At 68.9% G+C, this 17,960-nt stretch carries 15 protein-coding genes and 4 pseudogenes; 15 read left to right on the top strand and 4 right to left on the bottom strand.

What is annotated here, in order from left to right; all coding sequences use genetic code 11:
• Window positions 1-13: 13 nt before the first annotated feature.
• Entirely contained in the window at window positions 14-1,144 is a 1,131-nt protein-coding gene (locus ACFVV1_RS36900; RefSeq protein WP_389998856.1) for a Gfo/Idh/MocA family oxidoreductase, read from the top strand.
• A gap of 366 nt (window positions 1,145-1,510) precedes the next feature.
• Here ACFVV1_RS36900 and ACFVV1_RS36895 read toward each other — a convergent pair.
• From ACFVV1_RS36895 to ACFVV1_RS36885, 3 genes and pseudogenes are all read right to left on the bottom strand, one after another.
• A pseudogene (locus ACFVV1_RS36895) lies at window positions 1,511-1,888 on the bottom strand (cytochrome P450); the annotation flags it as partial.
• Window positions 1,868-2,426: pseudogene (locus tag ACFVV1_RS36890) on the bottom strand (FAD-dependent oxidoreductase); the annotation flags it as partial. The pseudogenes ACFVV1_RS36895 and ACFVV1_RS36890, both read right to left, overlap by 21 nt.
• Entirely contained in the window at window positions 2,416-2,625 is a 210-nt protein-coding gene (locus tag ACFVV1_RS36885; protein ID WP_389998853.1) for a ferredoxin, read from the bottom strand. The pseudogene ACFVV1_RS36890 and the gene ACFVV1_RS36885, both read right to left, overlap by 11 nt.
• A 1,008-nt stretch (window positions 2,626-3,633) precedes the next feature.
• On the opposite strand from ACFVV1_RS36885, the gene ACFVV1_RS36880 reads away from it, so the two are divergent.
• Window positions 3,634-4,209: a YoaK family protein gene (locus ACFVV1_RS36880; RefSeq protein ID WP_389998850.1), complete on the top strand. Its 576-nt coding sequence runs from the start codon at window positions 3,634-3,636 to the stop codon at window positions 4,207-4,209.
• A 15-nt stretch (window positions 4,210-4,224) separates the two neighbouring features.
• Here ACFVV1_RS36880 and ACFVV1_RS36875 read toward each other — a convergent pair whose 3' ends face one another.
• Window positions 4,225-4,725 carry a carboxymuconolactone decarboxylase family protein gene (locus tag ACFVV1_RS36875; protein WP_389998847.1) on the bottom strand — a complete coding sequence of 167 codons (501 nt, stop codon included), beginning with the start codon at window positions 4,723-4,725 and terminating at the stop codon, window positions 4,225-4,227.
• A 92-nt stretch (window positions 4,726-4,817) separates the two neighbouring features.
• On the opposite strand from ACFVV1_RS36875, the gene ACFVV1_RS36870 reads away from it, so the two are divergent.
• The 13 genes and pseudogenes from ACFVV1_RS36870 (at window position 4,818) to ACFVV1_RS36810 (ending at window position 17,945) form a co-directional block, all read left to right on the top strand.
• Window positions 4,818-5,741, top strand: coding sequence for a pirin family protein (locus ACFVV1_RS36870; protein WP_389998845.1), 924 nt, complete (start codon window positions 4,818-4,820; stop codon window positions 5,739-5,741).
• A 20-nt stretch (window positions 5,742-5,761) separates the two neighbouring features.
• Window positions 5,762-6,103, top strand: a complete 342-nt coding sequence (locus tag ACFVV1_RS36865) for a GNAT family N-acetyltransferase (RefSeq protein ID WP_389998842.1) — start codon at window positions 5,762-5,764, stop codon at window positions 6,101-6,103.
• A gap of 109 nt (window positions 6,104-6,212) precedes the next feature.
• Window positions 6,213-7,376, top strand: a complete 1,164-nt coding sequence (locus ACFVV1_RS36860) for a hypothetical protein (protein ID WP_389998839.1) — start codon at window positions 6,213-6,215, stop codon at window positions 7,374-7,376.
• Between the two features lie 384 nt (window positions 7,377-7,760).
• Window positions 7,761-8,265 (top strand): annotated as a pseudogene (locus tag ACFVV1_RS36855) (transposase); the annotation flags it as partial.
• 156 nt (window positions 8,266-8,421) lie between these two features.
• Window positions 8,422-9,558: pseudogene (gene tal, locus ACFVV1_RS36850) on the top strand (transaldolase).
• On the top strand, window positions 9,555-10,790 hold the full coding sequence (locus ACFVV1_RS36845; protein ID WP_389998837.1) for an NAD(P)/FAD-dependent oxidoreductase: 1,236 nt from the start codon (window positions 9,555-9,557) through the stop codon (window positions 10,788-10,790). Before tal ends, ACFVV1_RS36845 begins: the two are co-directional and overlap by 4 nt.
• Before the next feature lie 773 nt (window positions 10,791-11,563).
• Window positions 11,564-11,992 (top strand): ATP-binding protein, encoded by a 429-nt coding sequence (locus tag ACFVV1_RS36840; RefSeq protein WP_389998834.1) that lies wholly within the window; start codon window positions 11,564-11,566, stop codon window positions 11,990-11,992.
• 36 nt (window positions 11,993-12,028) lie between these two features.
• On the top strand, window positions 12,029-13,081 hold the full coding sequence (locus tag ACFVV1_RS36835; RefSeq protein ID WP_389998831.1) for an ABC transporter ATP-binding protein: 1,053 nt from the start codon (window positions 12,029-12,031) through the stop codon (window positions 13,079-13,081).
• A gap of 827 nt (window positions 13,082-13,908) precedes the next feature.
• A complete protein-coding gene (locus ACFVV1_RS36830) occupies window positions 13,909-14,184 on the top strand; it encodes a cupredoxin family copper-binding protein (protein ID WP_389998828.1) in 276 nt (91 codons plus the stop codon).
• Window positions 14,181-15,131, top strand: coding sequence for a metallophosphoesterase family protein (locus tag ACFVV1_RS36825; RefSeq protein WP_389998825.1), 951 nt, complete (start codon window positions 14,181-14,183; stop codon window positions 15,129-15,131). The genes ACFVV1_RS36830 and ACFVV1_RS36825 overlap by 4 nt, the downstream gene beginning before the upstream one ends.
• Window positions 15,128-15,583: a hypothetical protein gene (locus ACFVV1_RS36820; RefSeq protein WP_389998822.1), complete on the top strand. Its 456-nt coding sequence runs from the start codon at window positions 15,128-15,130 to the stop codon at window positions 15,581-15,583. The genes ACFVV1_RS36825 and ACFVV1_RS36820 overlap by 4 nt, the downstream gene beginning before the upstream one ends.
• A gap of 782 nt (window positions 15,584-16,365) precedes the next feature.
• Window positions 16,366-17,577: a hypothetical protein gene (locus ACFVV1_RS36815; RefSeq protein ID WP_389998819.1), complete on the top strand. Its 1,212-nt coding sequence runs from the start codon at window positions 16,366-16,368 to the stop codon at window positions 17,575-17,577.
• A gap of 5 nt (window positions 17,578-17,582) precedes the next feature.
• The gene (locus ACFVV1_RS36810; protein WP_389998816.1) at window positions 17,583-17,945 is read left to right on the top strand and encodes a hypothetical protein; all 363 of its coding nucleotides are present in this window, start codon (window positions 17,583-17,585) and stop codon (window positions 17,943-17,945) included.
• The last annotated feature ends 15 nt before the right edge of the window (window positions 17,946-17,960 follow it).

The raw sequence follows: 17,960 nt of genomic DNA, 5'->3' as shown, positions 1-17,960 counted from the left end.
TTCCCCTCATGGGGTGCTGATTCGTGTTGGTGTCGTAGGTCTGAGCGCGAGCGGCGGGTGGGCGGCCACCGCCCATGTGCCGGCGCTGGCCGGGCTCGACGGATACGAATTGCGGGCGCTGAGCGCCAGCAGCGCCGAGTCGGCGCGTGCGGCCGGCGAGAAGTATGCGGTGCCGCTCGCCTTCGGCAGCGCGCAGGAGCTGGCCCGCAGCGAGGAAGTCGATCTCGTGGTGGTGACGGTGAAGGTTCCGCACCACCTGGAGCTCATCCGACCCGCACTGGAAGCGGGGAAGATGGTGTTCAGCGAATGGCCGCTCGGTGCCGACCTCGCGCAGGCCGAAGAGCTGGCCGACCTCGCACAGCGCAAGGGGGTGCTCACGGCTGTCGGCCTGCAGGCCCGGTCGGCTCCGGCGCTTCGGTATCTGCGGGACCTGGTCGCCGACGGCTACGCGGGGCGGGTGCTGTCGACCAGCATGCTCGGGTCGGGCTGGATCTGGGGCGCCACTTACGACGACAGCCATGCGTACGTGCTGGACGTCACGAGCGGCGCCACGCTGCTGTCGATCCCCTTCGGGCACTCGGTCGACGCGCTGACCATGGTGCTCGGTGAGTTCCGCGAGGTGTCGGCGCTCATCGAGAACCTGCGCCCGGAGGTCACCCACGTCACGAGCGGGGCGGTCGCGGCCAAAAACGCAGAGGACCAGATCGCCGTCACGGGGGTGCTGGAGTCGGGGGCCGTGGCCGCGATGCACATCCGCGGTGGGACGTCCCGCGCCACCGCGTTTCATTGGGAGATCAACGGCACGGAGGGCGATCTCGTCGTCAAGGCCGACCAGGCTCAGTGGTGGTATGGGGGGCTGCGGCTGTACGGCGCCCGGGGCGAGGACGGCGCCTTGGCCGAACTTCCGGTTCCCGCCCGGTATCAGCGGTCGCTGACGCGATGGACCGAGCGATCCGCCGAACTCGCCCGCAACGTCGCCCACGAGTACGCGCTTCTGCGCGACCAGATCACCGGTAGCCTTTCGCCGGATGAGGACGGGGTTCCCGACTTCCGGCACGCCGTCCGGCGGCACGGCATGCTGGAGCGGGTCCGAGAAGCGGCGCGCGCGGGCCGGAAGGTCACACTCGCAGAGCAAGCCTCGTAGGCCCCGAAGTGAGTCAGGTCGGGGGCTCGACCGTTTCGCCCTCGGCGAGGATGCGTTAGGCCGTGGCGACTGAGGGGCGCTGGCCCTGGTTCTTACCCGAGGTGATGGCGAGCTTCTGGGCGATCTGCGGGGAACCGGCCCCCGGGGAACAAAGGAGCATCTATGGCCACTCCAGGTGACGCTGACGGCCTGGGTAACACGGTCAGCGCGCACCAGGCGGTTACCTGCTTCGGCACCGCGATCGCCTGCTTCCCCACCGACAGCGAGATCTGGCTGCCGCCTACCGGCGCGACCGCGACTGAGCAGCTCCGTTCCGCGTGCCGCCTCGGTTCCACCGCCGCGCTGCAGCGATGCGGTCTATTGCGTCTACGGCGACGGGGCCAGCTCGATGGGAAGGTGCCGGGGTCCGCGCAGCACGGCGCTGTGGCGGTAGGGGGGAGGGTCTTCGACGAGGGTTGCGGTGGCGAGATTGGGAAGAAGCGTTCCCAGGGCGATCTGGGCTTCGATCCGGGCAAGTGGCGCGCCGTAGCAGATGTGGATGCCGCTGCCGAATCCGAGATGCTGGTTGTCCCGGCGGGTGAGGTCGAACCGCTCGGGTTCGCGGAACCGCTTGGGGTCACGGTTGCCCGAGGCCAGGACGAGCACCACGGGTACGCCCTTGGGGATGGTCGTGCCCGCGACGACGACGTGGGTGAGGGGAATGCGCTCCAGCAGATGGACCGGGGGCTCGTAGCGCAGCAGTTCCACGTTCTGCGACTGTGACCTCGATGCCCCGCTCCCGGCAGGCCGAGGCGATCTCCGGGCCGGTGAAGCCTGCGCCGATGACCAGTACCCGGCGCGGCCCGGCGGCCAGCCGTTCGGCCAGGCACCCGGCGTCGTCACATGTGCGCAGAGTGAAGACTCCGTCCAGGGCAGCCTGCTCCGGTTGGGGCCAGGGGCGCGCCCGGGTTCCGGTGGCGATCAGCAGTCGGTCGTAGGGCAGGGACTCGCCGTCGGCCAGCAGGACCTGACGGCCGACCGGGTCGAGCCCCGTGGGGCGCACTCCGAGCCGCCAGTCGGCGTCCGGGTCGCGGCGCAGCGGCAGCCCGGTAGTGTCCGCCGCCGCCATGCCGAGCAGCACCTGCTTGGACAGCGGCGGCCTGTCGTAGGGCGGGTGGAGTTCGTCCCCGACCACGGTCAGCGAGCCGGTGAAGCCCCTCTCGCGCAGTGCCTCAGCGGCCCGCAGCCCGGTCAGCGACGCCCCGACGATGACGATGGAGCCCTCCCGACAGTCAACGGGCACAGGCGCTCACCTCCTCGCCCAAGAGGATCGCCTGGACCGGGCACGCCGCAACGGCCTGGCGGACGCGGTCGAGCTGTCCGTCCGGGACTTCCTGGCGGTACAGCAGCGCTTCCTCACCATGCAGCTCGAACATCTCCGGTGCGAGGAACACGCACTGCGCGTACGCCTGGCAGCGGGTGAGGTCCACGACGATCCGCATCCCAAGCCACTCCCTCCGTGCCTCAGCCCCTGTCCCTTTCTAGGCTCGGAATGCGCCAGGCGCTCGCCCGGGTACTCCGTCGGGACCGGGTCCAGCGGGCAAGTGCGTTCGAAACGCGCAGGTGGGCCGGAACGAGGCTGCGATCCGGCACCAGGAACGGAGGCGCCGTAAAAGAGATCGGTGTGGGCGATCCGTCGCGCCGCCGCACCACTGCCCTCACCCGTCTTTGCCGTCCGACGCCGCGGAACGCACCACAACATGCTGCGCGGCATCGCCTGCGCCCGCCATGCCCCCTCGACGGCGGCCGCGGCGCCCTGCCCTACGGCACCAGCGCCACCAGCCTGCCCGCCCGTTCCACCGTCCTGCCCGCCGGTCTCGAAGTTGGCGCCCGCGTTCAGGGACGCGGCGCGCGCCATGGTGCCCTCGATCTTCTGCAGGCTGTCACCGCCGGAGAAGCCCTGCTGCCCCATCATCCCGGGCAGATAGTTGGCGCGGCAGAACGCATTGCTGCGCAGCAGCTGGGCGTAGTCCGTCCGGCCGATCTCGCCCCAACTGGCCCGTGACTGGGCGTCCCAGGTGTTGGACGCGAGGTTGCTGCACTCCGTGACGAACTCCTTCGAGTCGAGCTGCCGGTACACGCCGTTGACCAGGCGCGCGAAACCGGAGTCGCCCCAGCCGTTGCAGCCCGCCGACTCCAGGCCGTCGTACGACGTGGCCCGAACGCCGGTATCGTTGTATGCCGTCGACAGCCGGGTCGCTATCTCGTCGGTGATCGACAGCCCGCCGAGCGCACCGCCGTAACCGTTCTGAATGAGCCGGGCGACGGTGGTGCCGGCCGGACAGGCCTTGGCGGTCGATCCCCACTGCGGCCCGTTGCACACCGTCGACCCGCCACTCGCCCAAGCCGACCCTCGGTGACGTCGCCGTACGTGAGAATCTCGTCGCCGATGCGCAGCCGCTGCCCGTCGACGCCGGGCCCGAGCGGGCGGACATGTCTTCGTCGCCAACATGACAGGCAACGTGGTGTTCCTCGGCTTCGCCCTGGCGGGAGCCGAGGGCCTGTCCGCACTCGCGTCCGTCGTCTCCCTGGTGGCCTTTCTCACCGGCGCGCCGGCCGGCGGCCGCTTCGGCGTCCGGTTCGCCGTGCACCGAGGCCGGTTGCCCGCCTCGGCCATGGCCGCACAGGCGGTGCTGTTCGCCGGAGCGCTCGGCACGATCGTCGCGGGGCACGACAAGGTGGGGGCCGCCGACCCGTACACCCTGATCGTGCTCCTCGGCCTCGCGATGGGGCTGCGGAACGCGGTCGCCCGGCGGCTCGGCGTCCCCGACCTGACGACGACCGTGCTCACCCTCACCCTCACCGGGCTCGCCGCCGACTCCGGGCCGGCCTGCGGAGCGGCGCCCCGGCCCGGCCGACGGATCCTGCCCGTGCTGGCGATGTTCCTCAGCGCCCTCGTCGGAGCCGTACTCCTGAAGATCGGGCTCTCCCTCGTCCTGGCGGTGGCGCTGGCACTGCTCACCACGGGCGCGGCGATTCTGTGGCGACTCTCGGTCCCGGGTGCGGGGTGGGCCGCCGCGCCGTGAGCCGGGTCATGCGCTTCAGCGGGAGGGGGTCTCCCGTACCGGGTGCTTGCTCAGGATCGAGACCCGGTTGAAGGCGTTGATGGTGATGGCCACCCAGATCACCGCGGACAGCTCGTCGTCGCTCAGCGCCTCGTGGGCCTCGGCGTACGCCCGCTCCTGGGCAAGGGCGTCGGCGGGGTGGGTGGTGGCCTCGGCGAGAGCGAGGGCGGCGCGCTCGCGGGCGGTGAAGAGTTCGGTGTCGCGCCAGGCGGCGAGCACGCCGAGGCGCCGGGTGGTCTCACCGGCCCGCAGCGCGGCCCGGGTATGCACGTCGAGGCAGTAGGCGCAGCCGTTGAGCTGGGAGACGCGGAGGTTGACCAGCTCGACCAGGATCCGGTCGAGACCCGCATCGGCGGCGGTCGTACGGACGGCGTCGGCCGTCTTCACCAGTGCCTGGTACGCGGTGGGGTTCTGCTTGTCGAGGTGGATCCGTCCGGTGGACCGGAGGGCTGCCGTGACCTGTGCCGTCTCGCTCACCCTGTGCTCCTTCGTCTGTTGCCGGGCGTTGTCGTCACGACTATCATCCTGCATGATTGTTGAAATCAAAACTACATTGGAGGGGTCAGGAAATGGGCGGCACAGAGGTCGAGGTCCTCACGGCCCGGGACGTCCCGCTGGGCGGCCCGCGCGCCATGACCGTACGCCGCACACTGCCCCAACGGGCCCGGACGCTCATCGGGGCCTGGTGCTTCGCCGACCACTACGGCCCCGACCTGGTCGCCGACTCCGGCGGCATGGACGTCGCCCCTCACCCGCACACCGGACTGCAGACCGTGAGCTGGCTCTTCACCGGCGGGATCGAGCACCGCGACAGCCTGGGCACCCACGCCTTCGTACGGCCCGGAGAGATCAACCTCATGACCGGCGGACACGGCATCAGCCACACGGAGGTCTCCACACCCGACACCGCCGTCCTGCACGGCGTCCAGCTCTGGCTGGCCCTCCCCGACGAACACCGCCACGCCCCCCGCAACTTCCAGCACCACGCCCCTGAGCCGCTCCGCATCGACGGCGCCGAACTCAGGGTCTTCCTGGGCACACTGGCCGGCGAGACCTCCCCCGTCCGCACCTTCACCCCGCTCCTCGGCGCCGAACTCCTCCTCGACCCCGGCGCCACCGTCACCCTCGACGTCGACCCGGCCTTCGAACACGGCCTGCTCGTCGACGAAGGCGACGTCCACCTCGCCGGCACGGTCCTCCACCCCGCCGAACTCGGCTACGTGGCCACGGGGCGGACGACGCTCACCCTCACCAACGCCTCAGACCACCGCGCACGGGCGGTCCTGCTCGGCGGCACGCCGTTCGGGGAAGAGATCGTCATGTGGTGGAACTTCATCGGCCGCAGCCACCAGGACATCGTCGAGGCGCGGGAGGAATGGGAGCGGGCCTCCGACCGTTTCGGCAGCGTCGACGGCTACCCCGGCGACCGGCTGCCCGCCCCCGCCCTGCCGAACGCCGTCATCACACCCCGCAAGAACGCCTCCCACCAATGACCCCCACCGAAAGGACCGTCATGAGCGAGCAGACCACTACCCCCCTCGTCCGTCGCGTCGACGCCCGCCACCGCTACGAGATCCTCGTCGACGACAAGCGCGCCGGCCTGACCGCCTACCGCGACCGCGACGACCGGAGGGTCTTCTTCCACACCGAGATCGACGACGCCTACGCCGGCCAGGGACTCGCCGCGATCCTCGTCGAGCAGGCCCTGACCGACGTCCGCGCATCCGGGATGCGGATCGTCCCCGTCTGCCCGTACGTGGCCAAGTTCCTCAAGAAGCACCAGGAGTTCACGGACATCACCGACCCCGTGACCCCCGAGGTCCTCACGTGGCTCGACGCCCAGCTGGGACACTGACGCCATCGAACAAACAGCTTAAGCTGACCGGGCAAGGCGCAAAGTGTGGACGGGGGCGGTGTGATCACGAGGAGTATGTGCGACCGCGGTCAGCCTTGAGCACACCAACATGCCCGCCGACACCGGCGAGGTGACCCTTGTGATGGCCCGCCGGGTGGAGCCCGGTTACGAAGCCGCCTTCGAGCCGTGGGCGAAGGGCATCCTCGACAACGTGGCCACCTCCGCCGGCCGCCTGGGATACGGACTCTTCCGCTCCTTCGGCGACGACACCCCTGGTTCCTCGTCCACCGTTTCCGGGATGCGGAGGCCTGCCGGGCCTGGCAGCTCGTTCCACAGCGACAGCGCCGGACGGATGGGCTATCACATCGTGAACGCCTGGGGTCCGTACCCCATGACCTCCTTCCAGACGGCGCAGTTCCTCCAACAGGGCACCGCACGCGACGACTACATGCTGGCCCTTCCCGGCCTCAAGTACTCGGCGGCCGTCTTCTCCCGCACCGCCGACGCGATGCAGATGGGCAAATCGCTGCGCGGCTACCGGCCCGGAACCTCGGTCAAGGCGGACTGGTTCGCGCCCGTGCAGCATCCGTCGGTCGTTCCTCTCTCCGCCTGCCCGTTCTGCCGCTCCGACGTGGGCGTGACGTTCCAGCCGGCGCTCGGCGGTGACAGCGACCCGACGCACTCGCTGGCGTTCGGTCTGCGCCGGACCTGGGCGTTCTACCGCAACGGTGAACAGATCACCGACAACACCAAGGTGTTCGTGCCGGAGAGGGCCGACTACACCCTGGTCTCCACAGACACCCGGGCCGCCGATCACGGGGGCGTGAAGCTCGGCGGAAAGGTCGTCACCGAGTACGGCTTCACCTCCGCGGCACCGAAGTCGATGGAGGCGCCCGGCTGCACGTCGGCGATCCCCAAGGCGACCGTCTGCGAGGCGCTGCCCGTCATCCAGCCCCACTACCGGATGAACGCCTCCCTGCTCAACGAGGTGGCCGCGGGCACCCGTTCCACGGTCACCGTGGACGCCTCCCGTGCCCATGGCTTCACCGGCGGCAGCCGGATGGCCGGCGCGAAGTTCTCCGTCAGCTACGACGACGGCGCCACCTGGAAGATCGCCGACGTCGACCGGGTCGACGAGAACTCCTTCTCGGCGCGGTTCACCAACGCGGAGCTGTCCGGCTCCAACGGGTTCGTCAGCATCAAGGCCGAGGCCTGGGACGAGCCGGGCAACCGCACGGTGCAGACCGTCACCCGGGCGTATGTGCTGAAGTAGCGCGGAACATCCCCAGTGGGGCGCCGCACGGGAACTCCCGTGCGGCGCCCCTTCTTTTCCTGCCGACGGACGCTAGCGCACCGCGTACGCCCTGATCAGGGTCTGCTCCACCGCGTTGCCCCGGTCGTCCTGGGCCTTGACACGCAGCGAGACATGACCTGAGTCCGGGTTGCGCACGGCGACCTGTTGACTTCCGCCACCAAACCGCTCGTGGCCTGGGACTGACAAGTGGGACCCAGGTGGCGCGGACCCTCTTCCCCTTCCCCGCCGCCCGCGTCCCACCGATCCATGTCCCCGAGGCGACATTGACAGGGACCGCACCGTTCCTCTCCACCCGCGTCGTTCGCCGTCGCCCCCGGCGGTGCCCAGACCAATGACGTGGGCGCGTGGACCCCCGCCGTCGAGCCGGACAGCGAGATCCGCGACGGCGCCTGGGTCGCCGAACTCGACGGCGACTGCCTCAAAGCTGACCCAAGGGGATGCGGCTGATCGTCCACAAGGAACGGCCCCACCCCGGCGCCCAGTTGCGTTTCACCGACGCGGACGGGATGCGGATCACCCGCTTCGCCACCAACACCGAGAACGCCCAGATCGCACAGCTGGAGCTGCGACACCGCCAGCGCTCGAGAGCTGAGGACCGCATCCAGGCTGCCCGTGACACCGGCCTGCGCAATCTCCCTCTTCACGCCGCCGCGCGGAACCAGCTCTGGCTGGAGATCGTCCAGATCGCACTCGACCTGCTGGCCTGGGTACCCATGCTCGCGCTGACCGGCCAGGCTCGGCGGTGGGAGCCCAAACGCTGCGGCATTTCTCCGCCGCCGCCCAGCTGGTCACCACCGGCCGCCGCTGCTGCCTACGGCTCGCCCGTCACTGGCCCTGGCCGACATGACCCACCAGCGCGTTCGAGCGACTGCGAGCCCTGCCGAACCCTGGATGATCAGCGGAGAGGCCGGCAGGGTTCGACGTGCGCCGCCCCGCTTGATGGGCGAGCCTTGACCCAAGGAGCCTTTCCCGCCACGCCCGTGCCCGGGTAAGGAGGCACATGGTGTCCGACACTCTCGCCCGGCTCCCCGCGTCCGGGGTGTCGATCTGGTTGGACGACCTGAGCCGACAGCGACTGGTAGACGGCAGGCTCGTCGCGCACCGGAGCGTCGTCGGCGTTACCACCCACCCGACGATCTTCGCAAGGGTCATCGAAACCAGCGACTGCTACGGCGACCAGATCGCCGACCTTCCGTTGCGCCAGGTCGGGGTGGAGAAGTTGCTGCGCGCGCTGACCACGTTCGATGTGCGCTGGGCCTGTGATGTGCTGCGACCGGTGTACGAGGCCAACGGGGGCGTGGACGGGCGGGTCTCGATCGGCGTCGACCCGCGGCTGGCACATGACACCGCGCGCACCAACGCCGAGGCCCGGGCGCTGTGGTGGCTGGTGGACCGGCCCAATCTGTTCGTCAAGATCCCCGCGGTCAAGCAGGGCCTGGAAGCGATATGCGGATGTCTGGCCGAAGGCCTCAGCATCAACGTCACGCTGCTGTTCTCCCTGGACCGCTACGACGCGGTGGCGGAGGCGTTCCTGACCGGGATCAAACGCGCACGGGACGCCGGGCGCGACCTGTCCAGGACCGCGTCGGTGGCGTCGTTCTTCGTCTCGCGGGTGGATACCGAGATCGACCGGCGGCTTGACCGGTTGGGCCGCGTCCGGCCCGCCGCGCTGCACGGGCGCGCGGCCATCGCCAACGCCCGTATCGCGTACGAGCACTACGAACGCATGCTCGCCACCGAGCGGTGGAAGCGGCTGGAGCGGGCCGGCGCCAGGCCGCAGCGGCTGTTGTGGGCGTCCACGGGTGAAGGACCCGGCATACGACGCCACGCGGTACGTCGTGGACCTGGTCGCCCCGGGCGTGGTCAGCACCATGCCGGAGGCGACACTGAACGCTGCCGCCGAGCACCGCGCGGTTCCGGTTGGCAGTATCCGCGACACCTATGGCGAAGCGCACAAAAGCTGGAGGAACTCGCCACCCTCGGCGTCGATTACGCCGACGTCGTGCAGGTACTGGAGGACGAAGACGTGGAGAAGTTCGACGCCGGCTGGAATGAGTTGGTCGAGAAACTCGCGGTCAGCCCGCACGAATCCGACAGCGGCCAGCCCCACGGCACGGACCGCAGCAGGGAGAAGGTGTGATGGCGCAATCCACGTTCGTGATCGTCGGAGCAAGTCTGGCCGGAGCCAAGGCCGCTGAAGCGCTACGCGGGAACGGCTTCGACGGCCGGATCCTGCTCATCGGGGACGAGCCGGACCCACCGTATGAGCGTCCGCCGCTGTCCAAGGGCTACCTCATGGGCAAGCAGGACCGCGAAACGATCTTCGTCCACCCGTCGCAGTGGTATGCCGATCAGGGCATCGATCTGCGGCTGAACACCATTGTCACCGGCATCGAACGCGATCGGAAGGCGGTCACCGTCTCCGGTGGCAAGACGATCGGCTACGACAAGCTGCTGCTGGTCACCGGCGCCGCCCCGCACCGCCTGGCCGTACCGGGTGCGGACCTCGACAGCGTGCTTTACCTGCGCCGCGTCGGCGACTGCGAGCGCATCCAGCGCACCTTCCGCTCCGCGTCCCGCATCGTCCTCGTCGGCGGGGGCTGGATCGGCCTGGAGGTGGCCGCCGCCGCACGGGAGGCAGGCGTCGAGGCCACCGTACTGGTGGCAGGCGAACTGCCACTGCTGCGCGTCCTGGGCCCGCAGATCGCGCCCGTCTTCGCCGACCTCCACCGTGAGCACGGCGTGGACCTGCGGCTCGATGCGCGGGTCACCGAGATCGTCGGCGAGAGCGAGAAGGCCGCGGGCGTTCGGTTGGCCGACGGCACCCGCATTGACGCGGACGCGGTCGTGGTCGGCATCGGCGCCACTCCCAACACCCAACTGGCCGCCGAATCCGGTCTGCAGGTCAACAACGGCGTCGTGGTCGACGCCTCCCTGCGGACCTCCGACCCGGACATCTACGCGGCCGGCGATGTGGCCAACGCCCTTCACCCGATGCTGGGCAAGCACATCCGCGTGGAGCACTGGGCCAATGCCCTTCACCAGCCTGGGACGGCCGCGCGGTCGATGCTGGGCGAGCCCGCGTTCTACGACCGCGTCCCGTACTTCTTCACCGACCAGTACGACCTGGGCATGGAGTACGCGGGCTACGCCGAGCCCGGTAGTTACGAGGACGTGGTGGTGCGCGGTGATCTCGCAAGCCGGGAGTTCATCGCCTTCTGGCTGGCCGACGGTCGCGTCCTGGCCGGCATGAACGTCAACATCTGGGACGTCAACGACGCGATCCAGCACCTGGTCCGCTCCGGCGAGAAGATCAACCGGGACCGGCTCGCCGACCCTGATTTGCCGCTGGAACAGTTGACTGCCGGGTGACGTACGGCCGCGGGCCGCTTCACGGGCGCGTCGGGCGCCCGCAGGGATGGGCAAGCCGGCGATGCCCCAGCGAGGCCGAGTCCCCTGTTTCATGCCCGCTCCCTCCGGCCGGTCGCGGCGCTTCAGCCAGCTCCGCATCGGTCAGGTCCAACGGATACCGGCGTTGCCGATACGGACGGTTGCCCGCGTTCCCATACACATGCGCGAGGCAATCACGCGATCGGGCAGCCGAGTTGAACTCCACCCGCACCGGCACGGAGGACTGCGACACCAGGGCCTCCTGGAACCTCGAACGGCTTCGACAACCTCGAGCTGCCAAGAGGCCCTTCCTCTATGCGCCGGTCGTCCCACGACCACCCGATCAGGACCGCCGTTCGATCCGCAGCCTCCTCGATCGACACAACCACGGCTTCCTACCGCATCCATGCCTAAATCGACCAAAAGGCGTGAGCATGCCGAACCGCGTGGCACCCTCCACCCGTGAAAGTAGACGAGCGTTGGTATCCACGAGATCTCCTCCACCCCTCCCCACTCCTCCCCTCCCCACCCGCAAGGACCGAGCTGACATGACCCAGCTACTCCCGACAGACGGCCGCGGCGTCCGCGACGCTCGTCTCCTCGCCACATGCCGAAGCGCCCGGCGGACCACGGTCATCAGCCTCCGGCGACAACGTCGCAGCCGCGACCCGCACTCTTCGCCGCTCCCCTCGCCCTGCGTTCCGCCCCCAGGTTCGCCCTGCCGCCTCCGCGCCTCCAAAGAAGAGCAGAAGCCCATGTCTGCGACCACCTCAACCATCACGAGTCCGCTGCCCCCGCGAGGCTGCCGCCGCGAGGCACTGCTCACCCTGCCGGCGCAGGAAGCACATGTCTCCGCCGCCCGTCACTTCACGGCGGACCTGTTGGAGAACTGGAGCGTCCCCCAGAACGAGCGGGACTCCGCCGTCCTCATCGTCGACGAACTCGCCGCCGATGCCGCCCGGTACGGCCACGAGTACATGACGGTGCAGCTGGCCGTCGACCACCACACGCTGCACATCGTGGTCGTCGACTCCGGAACTGCCACAGAACGCCCCCACCATGACGTCGCCCCGGACGAACACGGCCGCGGCAACGGCATCGTCGAGTGCCTCGCACAATCGACCGTGGTTCATCAAGCTCAGGACGGCCGCGAAGTCCACGCCTGCCTTCAGTGCTCGGCATGACCGAACCCAGTGAGGCTTCGGTTACAGGCGCTCCGGGTGCCGTTGCTGGAGCTGGCGACGGCGGGCGGCACCGCGCTGCTGGTGTGGATCGGCGGATCGGGGGTGCTGAATCACTGGTGGAGCGTCGGCCAGCTGGTGGTGGCGGTCAGCTACCTCAACAGCATGGTCTCGCCAATCAAGTCGCTCTCCCGTCTCTCCGTCACCTTCGCCCAGGGCCAGGCCTCCGGCGAGCGCATCCTGGGCATCCTCGACGAGCCGCGCAGCCCGGCGCGGAGCGAGGCCGGGCTGCCCGTTCGAGCGGCCGGCCGGATCGACTTCCGGTGCGTCTCGATGGCCTACGGGTCCCGGCCCGCGCTCGGCGGCCTGGACCTGACCGTCCTGCCCGGCGAACGGGTCGCGCTGACCGGCCCCAACGGCGCCGGCAAGTCCACCTCACTCGCTCTGATCGCGGGCCTGTATCCGCCCACCCTCGGTTCGGCGGCGATCGACGGCCGTGCGACCACCGAGCTCCCGGAGCCCTGGCTGCACCGGCAGGTCTCGGTCGTACTCCAGGACACCTACCTGTTCCCCGGCACCCTGGCCGAGAACGTCCGCTACGCGCGACCGGACGCCGACGACGCCGATGTGGCCGTGGCGGCCCGGGCCGCGCTCGTCACCGACTTCGCGCAGCACCTTCCGGACGGTCTCGCCACCCGGGTCGGTGACCGCGGGACCGGCCTGTCGGGTGGCCAGCGCCAGCGGGTGGGCATCGCCCGCGCGCTGCTCGCCGACGCGCCCATCGTCCTGCTGGACGAACCGACGTCCGGCCTGGACGCCGACGCCGAACTGCTGGTGATCGGCGCTCTGCGGCGGCTGGTCGCAAGCCGGACGGTGGTCATGACCACGCACCGCCCAGCACTGCTGGCCATGGCGACCCGCACGGTCCGGCTCACTGCGACGCCGCCCGCGTCAGGAGGCCGGACCGAGGTCCCGTGCCGGACGGCCGTCCGCGTCGTCGGCCAGGGTCGCGGCATCGGCGGCACCGCCTCCACCAGTCGCTCCACCAACGACCTCCCCAAGCCGCGGAGACCGGCCGGGGAGCCCCCGTAGCCCCGCTCGGCAGCCGCGTCCTGCACACCCAACAGCCGGGAGGGTGGCACTCCGCGGCTTCCTCGGCGTCGCGGTCGATCGACGCGGTGGATTCGAGTTCGATCGCGTAGCTACGCGCTACTGGTTCGATCAGCAGCACCACCCGGTCCCCTACCCGATGTGAGCCACCGGGTCCCTGGATCACATGACCGGGGGTGCGTCGGACCGACAGGCGATCGCGGCTCCGGCGCGCATGACGCCACCGGTGCGGGCGTCGGTTGACGGTGCAGCAGGTCTTCGGTCGGGTCGAAGTGCAGTGTTTGTCCGCCTTCGCCTGCGGTCCATTACGGACACCGCAGAAACTCTCCTGGCTCCAGGCGTACTGCTACCCGCCGTCACAGTGAAACAACGAAGACTTCGCCGTGGAATTCGTTTAGCTGAATGGAATTACTGTCCGCCCACCTAAAGTAACCCACCGGGTTACACCCCTTCAAATACCCCCCCGGGGGGGCTTAACCCGGTCGCCTGTCTGCCTGAAACTGGCCGATCCCGGATTGGTCCTGGATCACACCCGCCCGTGCGGCGGGGAATGCGTAGAAGGAACGATGATCATGAATGCGAACTCCTCTGTGCTGGTCCGGCGGGCGCGCACGGGCGTGGCCGCTGTCGCCGTTGCCGGAGCACTGGGACTCCTCAGTGCGTGCGGCGGATCGTCACACCCCAAACCATCGGGCGCACTGAGTCCCGGCACTGGCCAGACCCTGCCTGGAACGCCCGGTGTCTCCGGAACGGGCGGTACGGTCACCCCACCACCAAGCACGCCCTCGACCTCACCTACCGCCGGCCAATTGTCCGCTCCGGCGGCCGCCAACGCGGTGACGATCAAGAACTTTGCGTTCTCCCCGGCCAAACTGACGGTCAAGACGGGCACGAAGGTGACCTGGACCAACACCGACCCCGACACTCACACCGTCACCAGCAAACAAGGATCGGGCGGGCCGCTGAAGTCGGCAGGCCTGGCCACCAACGCCACCTACAGCTACACCTTCACCAAACCCGGCACCTACGCCTACTACTGCTCCATCCACCCGTTCATGACCGCCACCGTGGAGGTGACCCCATGACCGAACCGACACACGACTCGAACGGCGACGGCGAGCACGGCATGACTCGCCGTCAGCTCATGCGGCACTCCGCCTGGTTCGGTGGCGCCGTGGTCCTGACAGTCACCGGGGGAGGAGTGATCAGCCATATCGCCGGTTCGCCGGACCCCACCCCGGCAGGCAGCGCAGACCTGCGATTCGTGCAGGTCTCCGACAGCCACATCGGCTTCCATGGCCCGCCCAACATGAATGTCACCGGAACGTTCACAGCAGCGCTCAACCAGGTCAACTCACTCGGATTCCGCCCCGACTTCGTCATGCACAGCGGCGACCTGACACACCTTTCCACCCCCGCCCAGTTCGACCAGGTCAAGCAGATGCTGTCGCAGCTGCGCACGGACCGGATCTTCACCGTGCCGGGCGAGCACGACTCGATCGGAGACAACGGACGCGCATACCGACAGACTTTCGCCAAAAACACCCTCGGCGACGGCTGGTACAGCTTCGACACCCATGGTGTGCACTTCATCGCGCTGGTCAACACTCTGCACCTTGAGCAACTCGGCCACCTGGGCAGCGATCAGATCGACTTCGTCCGCAAGGACATCGCCGGCCTGTCATCGGACACCCCGATCGTCGTCTTCAGTCACATCCCGTTGTTCGCGATGTACCCGAAGTGGGGCTGGGGCACCGACGATGCGGTACAGGTGCTGTCGATGCTGCGCCGTTTCTCCTCAGTCACGTGCCTCAACGGGCACGTCCACCAGCTGTTCACCAAGACCGAGGGCAACATCACCTTCCACTCGGCCGCCCCCACCTGCTACCCGTTTCCCAAACCCGGCCACGGCCCCGGCCCCATTCCGCAGGTGCTGCCCGCCGGACGCCTCAAGGACGCACTTGGTATCCGCACCGTCAACTACCGGCAGGGCAGCCACGCACTGGCGGTCAAGGACGAGAAACTCACATGAACACCCGGAGCCTGCCCGCCCTCGCACTGCGCTTGGTGCTCGCCGCCACACTCGCGGCAAGCGGATACATCCACGCCCAGCTCTACATCGACGGATACCGCTTCATCCACGTCATCGGCCCGTTGTTCCTGCTGCAGGCCGGCGCCGCCTTCGCAGTTGCCGCACTTCTCCTGTTGGCGGCACCCCTGCTACTCCGAATCGCCGCCGCTGCAATCGCCATTGGCGCGCTCGCCGGGTTCGCCACATCCCGCACCATCGGATTGTTCGGGTTCACCGAACGCGGCCTGCAGCCTGCCCCGCAGGCGCTGCTCAGCCTCATCGCCGAGACGCTCACCCTGCTCACTGTCGTGGCCTGGCAGGCATTCGAGGTCCGGCGACACCGTCGCACCCGGCCGCACCACGACAAGACCAGCCGAGTGCGGCCCGACCTCCGCACCACGGCACCGGACTGATGAATCAGACACCGACGCGCCTCCCACGCAGCGGACACCACCCGGCGCGGCGGCCCACCCGCCGGCCGACAAGTGGCAGGCTGGCTATCGAAGAGGGATGATGAACAGGAATCGTGCGCTTTATGCGCTGGCCGCGTGTCCGCGTGAACGGTAAAATTTTTTAGGAAAGCGCACCTGACTGAATTACTGGGCTCGAATTTCTTGCACGGGCCACGGGATGCGCGCAGTCTTGGGCTGACGTGATTTTGTTACCGCGAGACGCGCCCCGACGGTTCGCGACGTCGGCACAATAGGTGGTCACGAGCAGGACCGATGGGCAACGCGACCGTGCGTGTCGTTCTAAAACCAGAGCGGTTATCGAGTGTTTTGTTTTCGAGCGACGGGCTGACACGTCGGTCCCGGGGCACCCCTCGAGGGTTGAGTGCCGTCTGCCGCACTTCGCCACTCCACCTGTAGGGATATCCCGAACCTTCGATCAGAAACGGGGCCTGCGCATGGGATGGCTCACCTTCGGTTACTTCATATCGTATGTTCCGTACGCCATGCTGGTGAAGGCACTGGCCAGCGGAGTGACTCCGCTGTCGGGGAAGCCGGTCAACGGCTTTGAGTTGCTGCCCGCAGCCGTCCTCGGACAGCTCGTGGTGATGCCTGTGTTCGTAGCCCTGTCGGGTTGGTGGCGGCATATGCGGCGGGGTGGGATCGGGGGGCGTCGGATTCCAGTGGCGGGTCGGGAAACGTTGGCATCCGGCCTCTTCGCTTCACTTATAATCGGCACCACCACGATGAACTACACCTTTTCCGGCGTCTCGATCCTCTTCATGCTGTTGTTGATGCGCGGGGGAGTTCTGGTTGTTTCCCCGTTGGTCGACAAGGCGCGCAAACGGCGGGTGACGACATCTTCCTGGGTGGGGTTGTGCCTCAGCCTGATCGCGGTTTCAGTGGCACTCGGTGATGTGAACAGCTACCACCTCACGCTGGCTGCCGTGCTGAGCGTCCTGATCTATCTCGTCGGCTACATGGGCCGGTTCGAAATCATGAGCCGGGTGGCCAAGTCCGGGGTCCTCGCAACAGACCGCCGCTTCTTCGTGGAGGAGCATGTCGCCGCACCGGTTTGGCTGGCTCTGCTGCTGGCGGCAGGGGCACTGGCCGGGCAAGGGCAGTTGCGTGCGGGCTTCACCACATTCCTCGGTACCCCTGTCGCGTTGGCGGCGGCGGGCATAGGCGTGGCGTACGAGGTGCTGTTCGTCTTCGCTTCGCTGATCTACCTCGACCGGCGCGTGTACACCTGGGGCGTGCCGGCCTGGGCGTTCGCCAGCCTGATGTCCGGTCTGGCCGCCTCCTTCTCGCTGGCGTGGGCGGCCGGGCTCCAAGCTCCGGGGAACGCTCAGCTCCTCGCGCTCGTCTTCGGCGTCGGCGCGGCGGCGGCGCTGTCCTACCCGTCGGCCGTCACCTGGTGGCGGGTACGCGCCACCAGGGCGGTGTGCCGCGTGCTCTTCGTCTGCGGCGGGAACACCTCCCGTTCGCCCATGGCCGAGGTCATCGCGTGGGCCCAGGCCGCGGAGGCGGGAGTCGCGTACGCCTTCCGGTTCTCCAGCGCGGGTGTTGCGACGACGCGGCCCGGGGCCCCGATGGCTCCCGACGCCAGGTCCGCGCTCGCTGAGCTCGGACTGGACCGAGTGCCGGGCCGGGGGAATCCCCGGCTTCACCGAGCACGCCCGGTCACCCCTGAGCTCTGCCGGGACAGCTCCGTCATCTACTGCATGACCCGGGCCCATCGCCATGGGGTGATCGCCATGGCACCCGAGGCCGAGGGCCGCACCCTGTGCCTGGATCCGCGCTGTGACATTCCCAATCCGGAGGGGCAGTCCCCGGAGGTGTACGGCCGGTGCGCCCGGCACATCCAGCGGTCCGTCCGCGTCCGCCTGGGCGAACTCCTTCGCTCCGACCTCCTTGCGGCGCACCGTCGAGCCGCAACACCCGGATGTGGCAGGTGATCGCGGTGATCGGCAGCATCTCGGAGGCGTTGGTGGACGTCCTGTGCGAGGCGTTCGACCGCGGTGATCGGCCCACGCCTGATCACGCCAACCGGCCGCCGTCGCTGGACGACGTCGTCGAACACCGTGCCCGCGCCGCCAGGTCGGGAGCGCTGCCGGCCAAGGGGGACGCCGCCGCGGACGCCGCCGCACGGGCCCACTTCCGCGACAACCTGCGCTTCTACGGGCCGCCGACCGCCGGCTACACGGATGTCCTGCGCCTGCGGCTGGGCATCGGCTCTGACCGTTCCATCGTGTGCATCCCGGCTGTCAATCGGTTCGTCCTGCCGCGGGCCCCTCTGGAGGAGTACGTCCAATGGAGCGGTTGACGAATGGCTGCGACG

Source organism: Streptomyces sp. NPDC058092 (genome assembly GCF_042884935.1).
In the GTDB taxonomy this organism is placed as follows: domain Bacteria; phylum Actinomycetota; class Actinomycetes; order Streptomycetales; family Streptomycetaceae; genus Streptomyces.
Note: the sequence above shows the minus strand (reverse complement) of the source record. Positions and strands in the feature narration are given on the sequence as shown.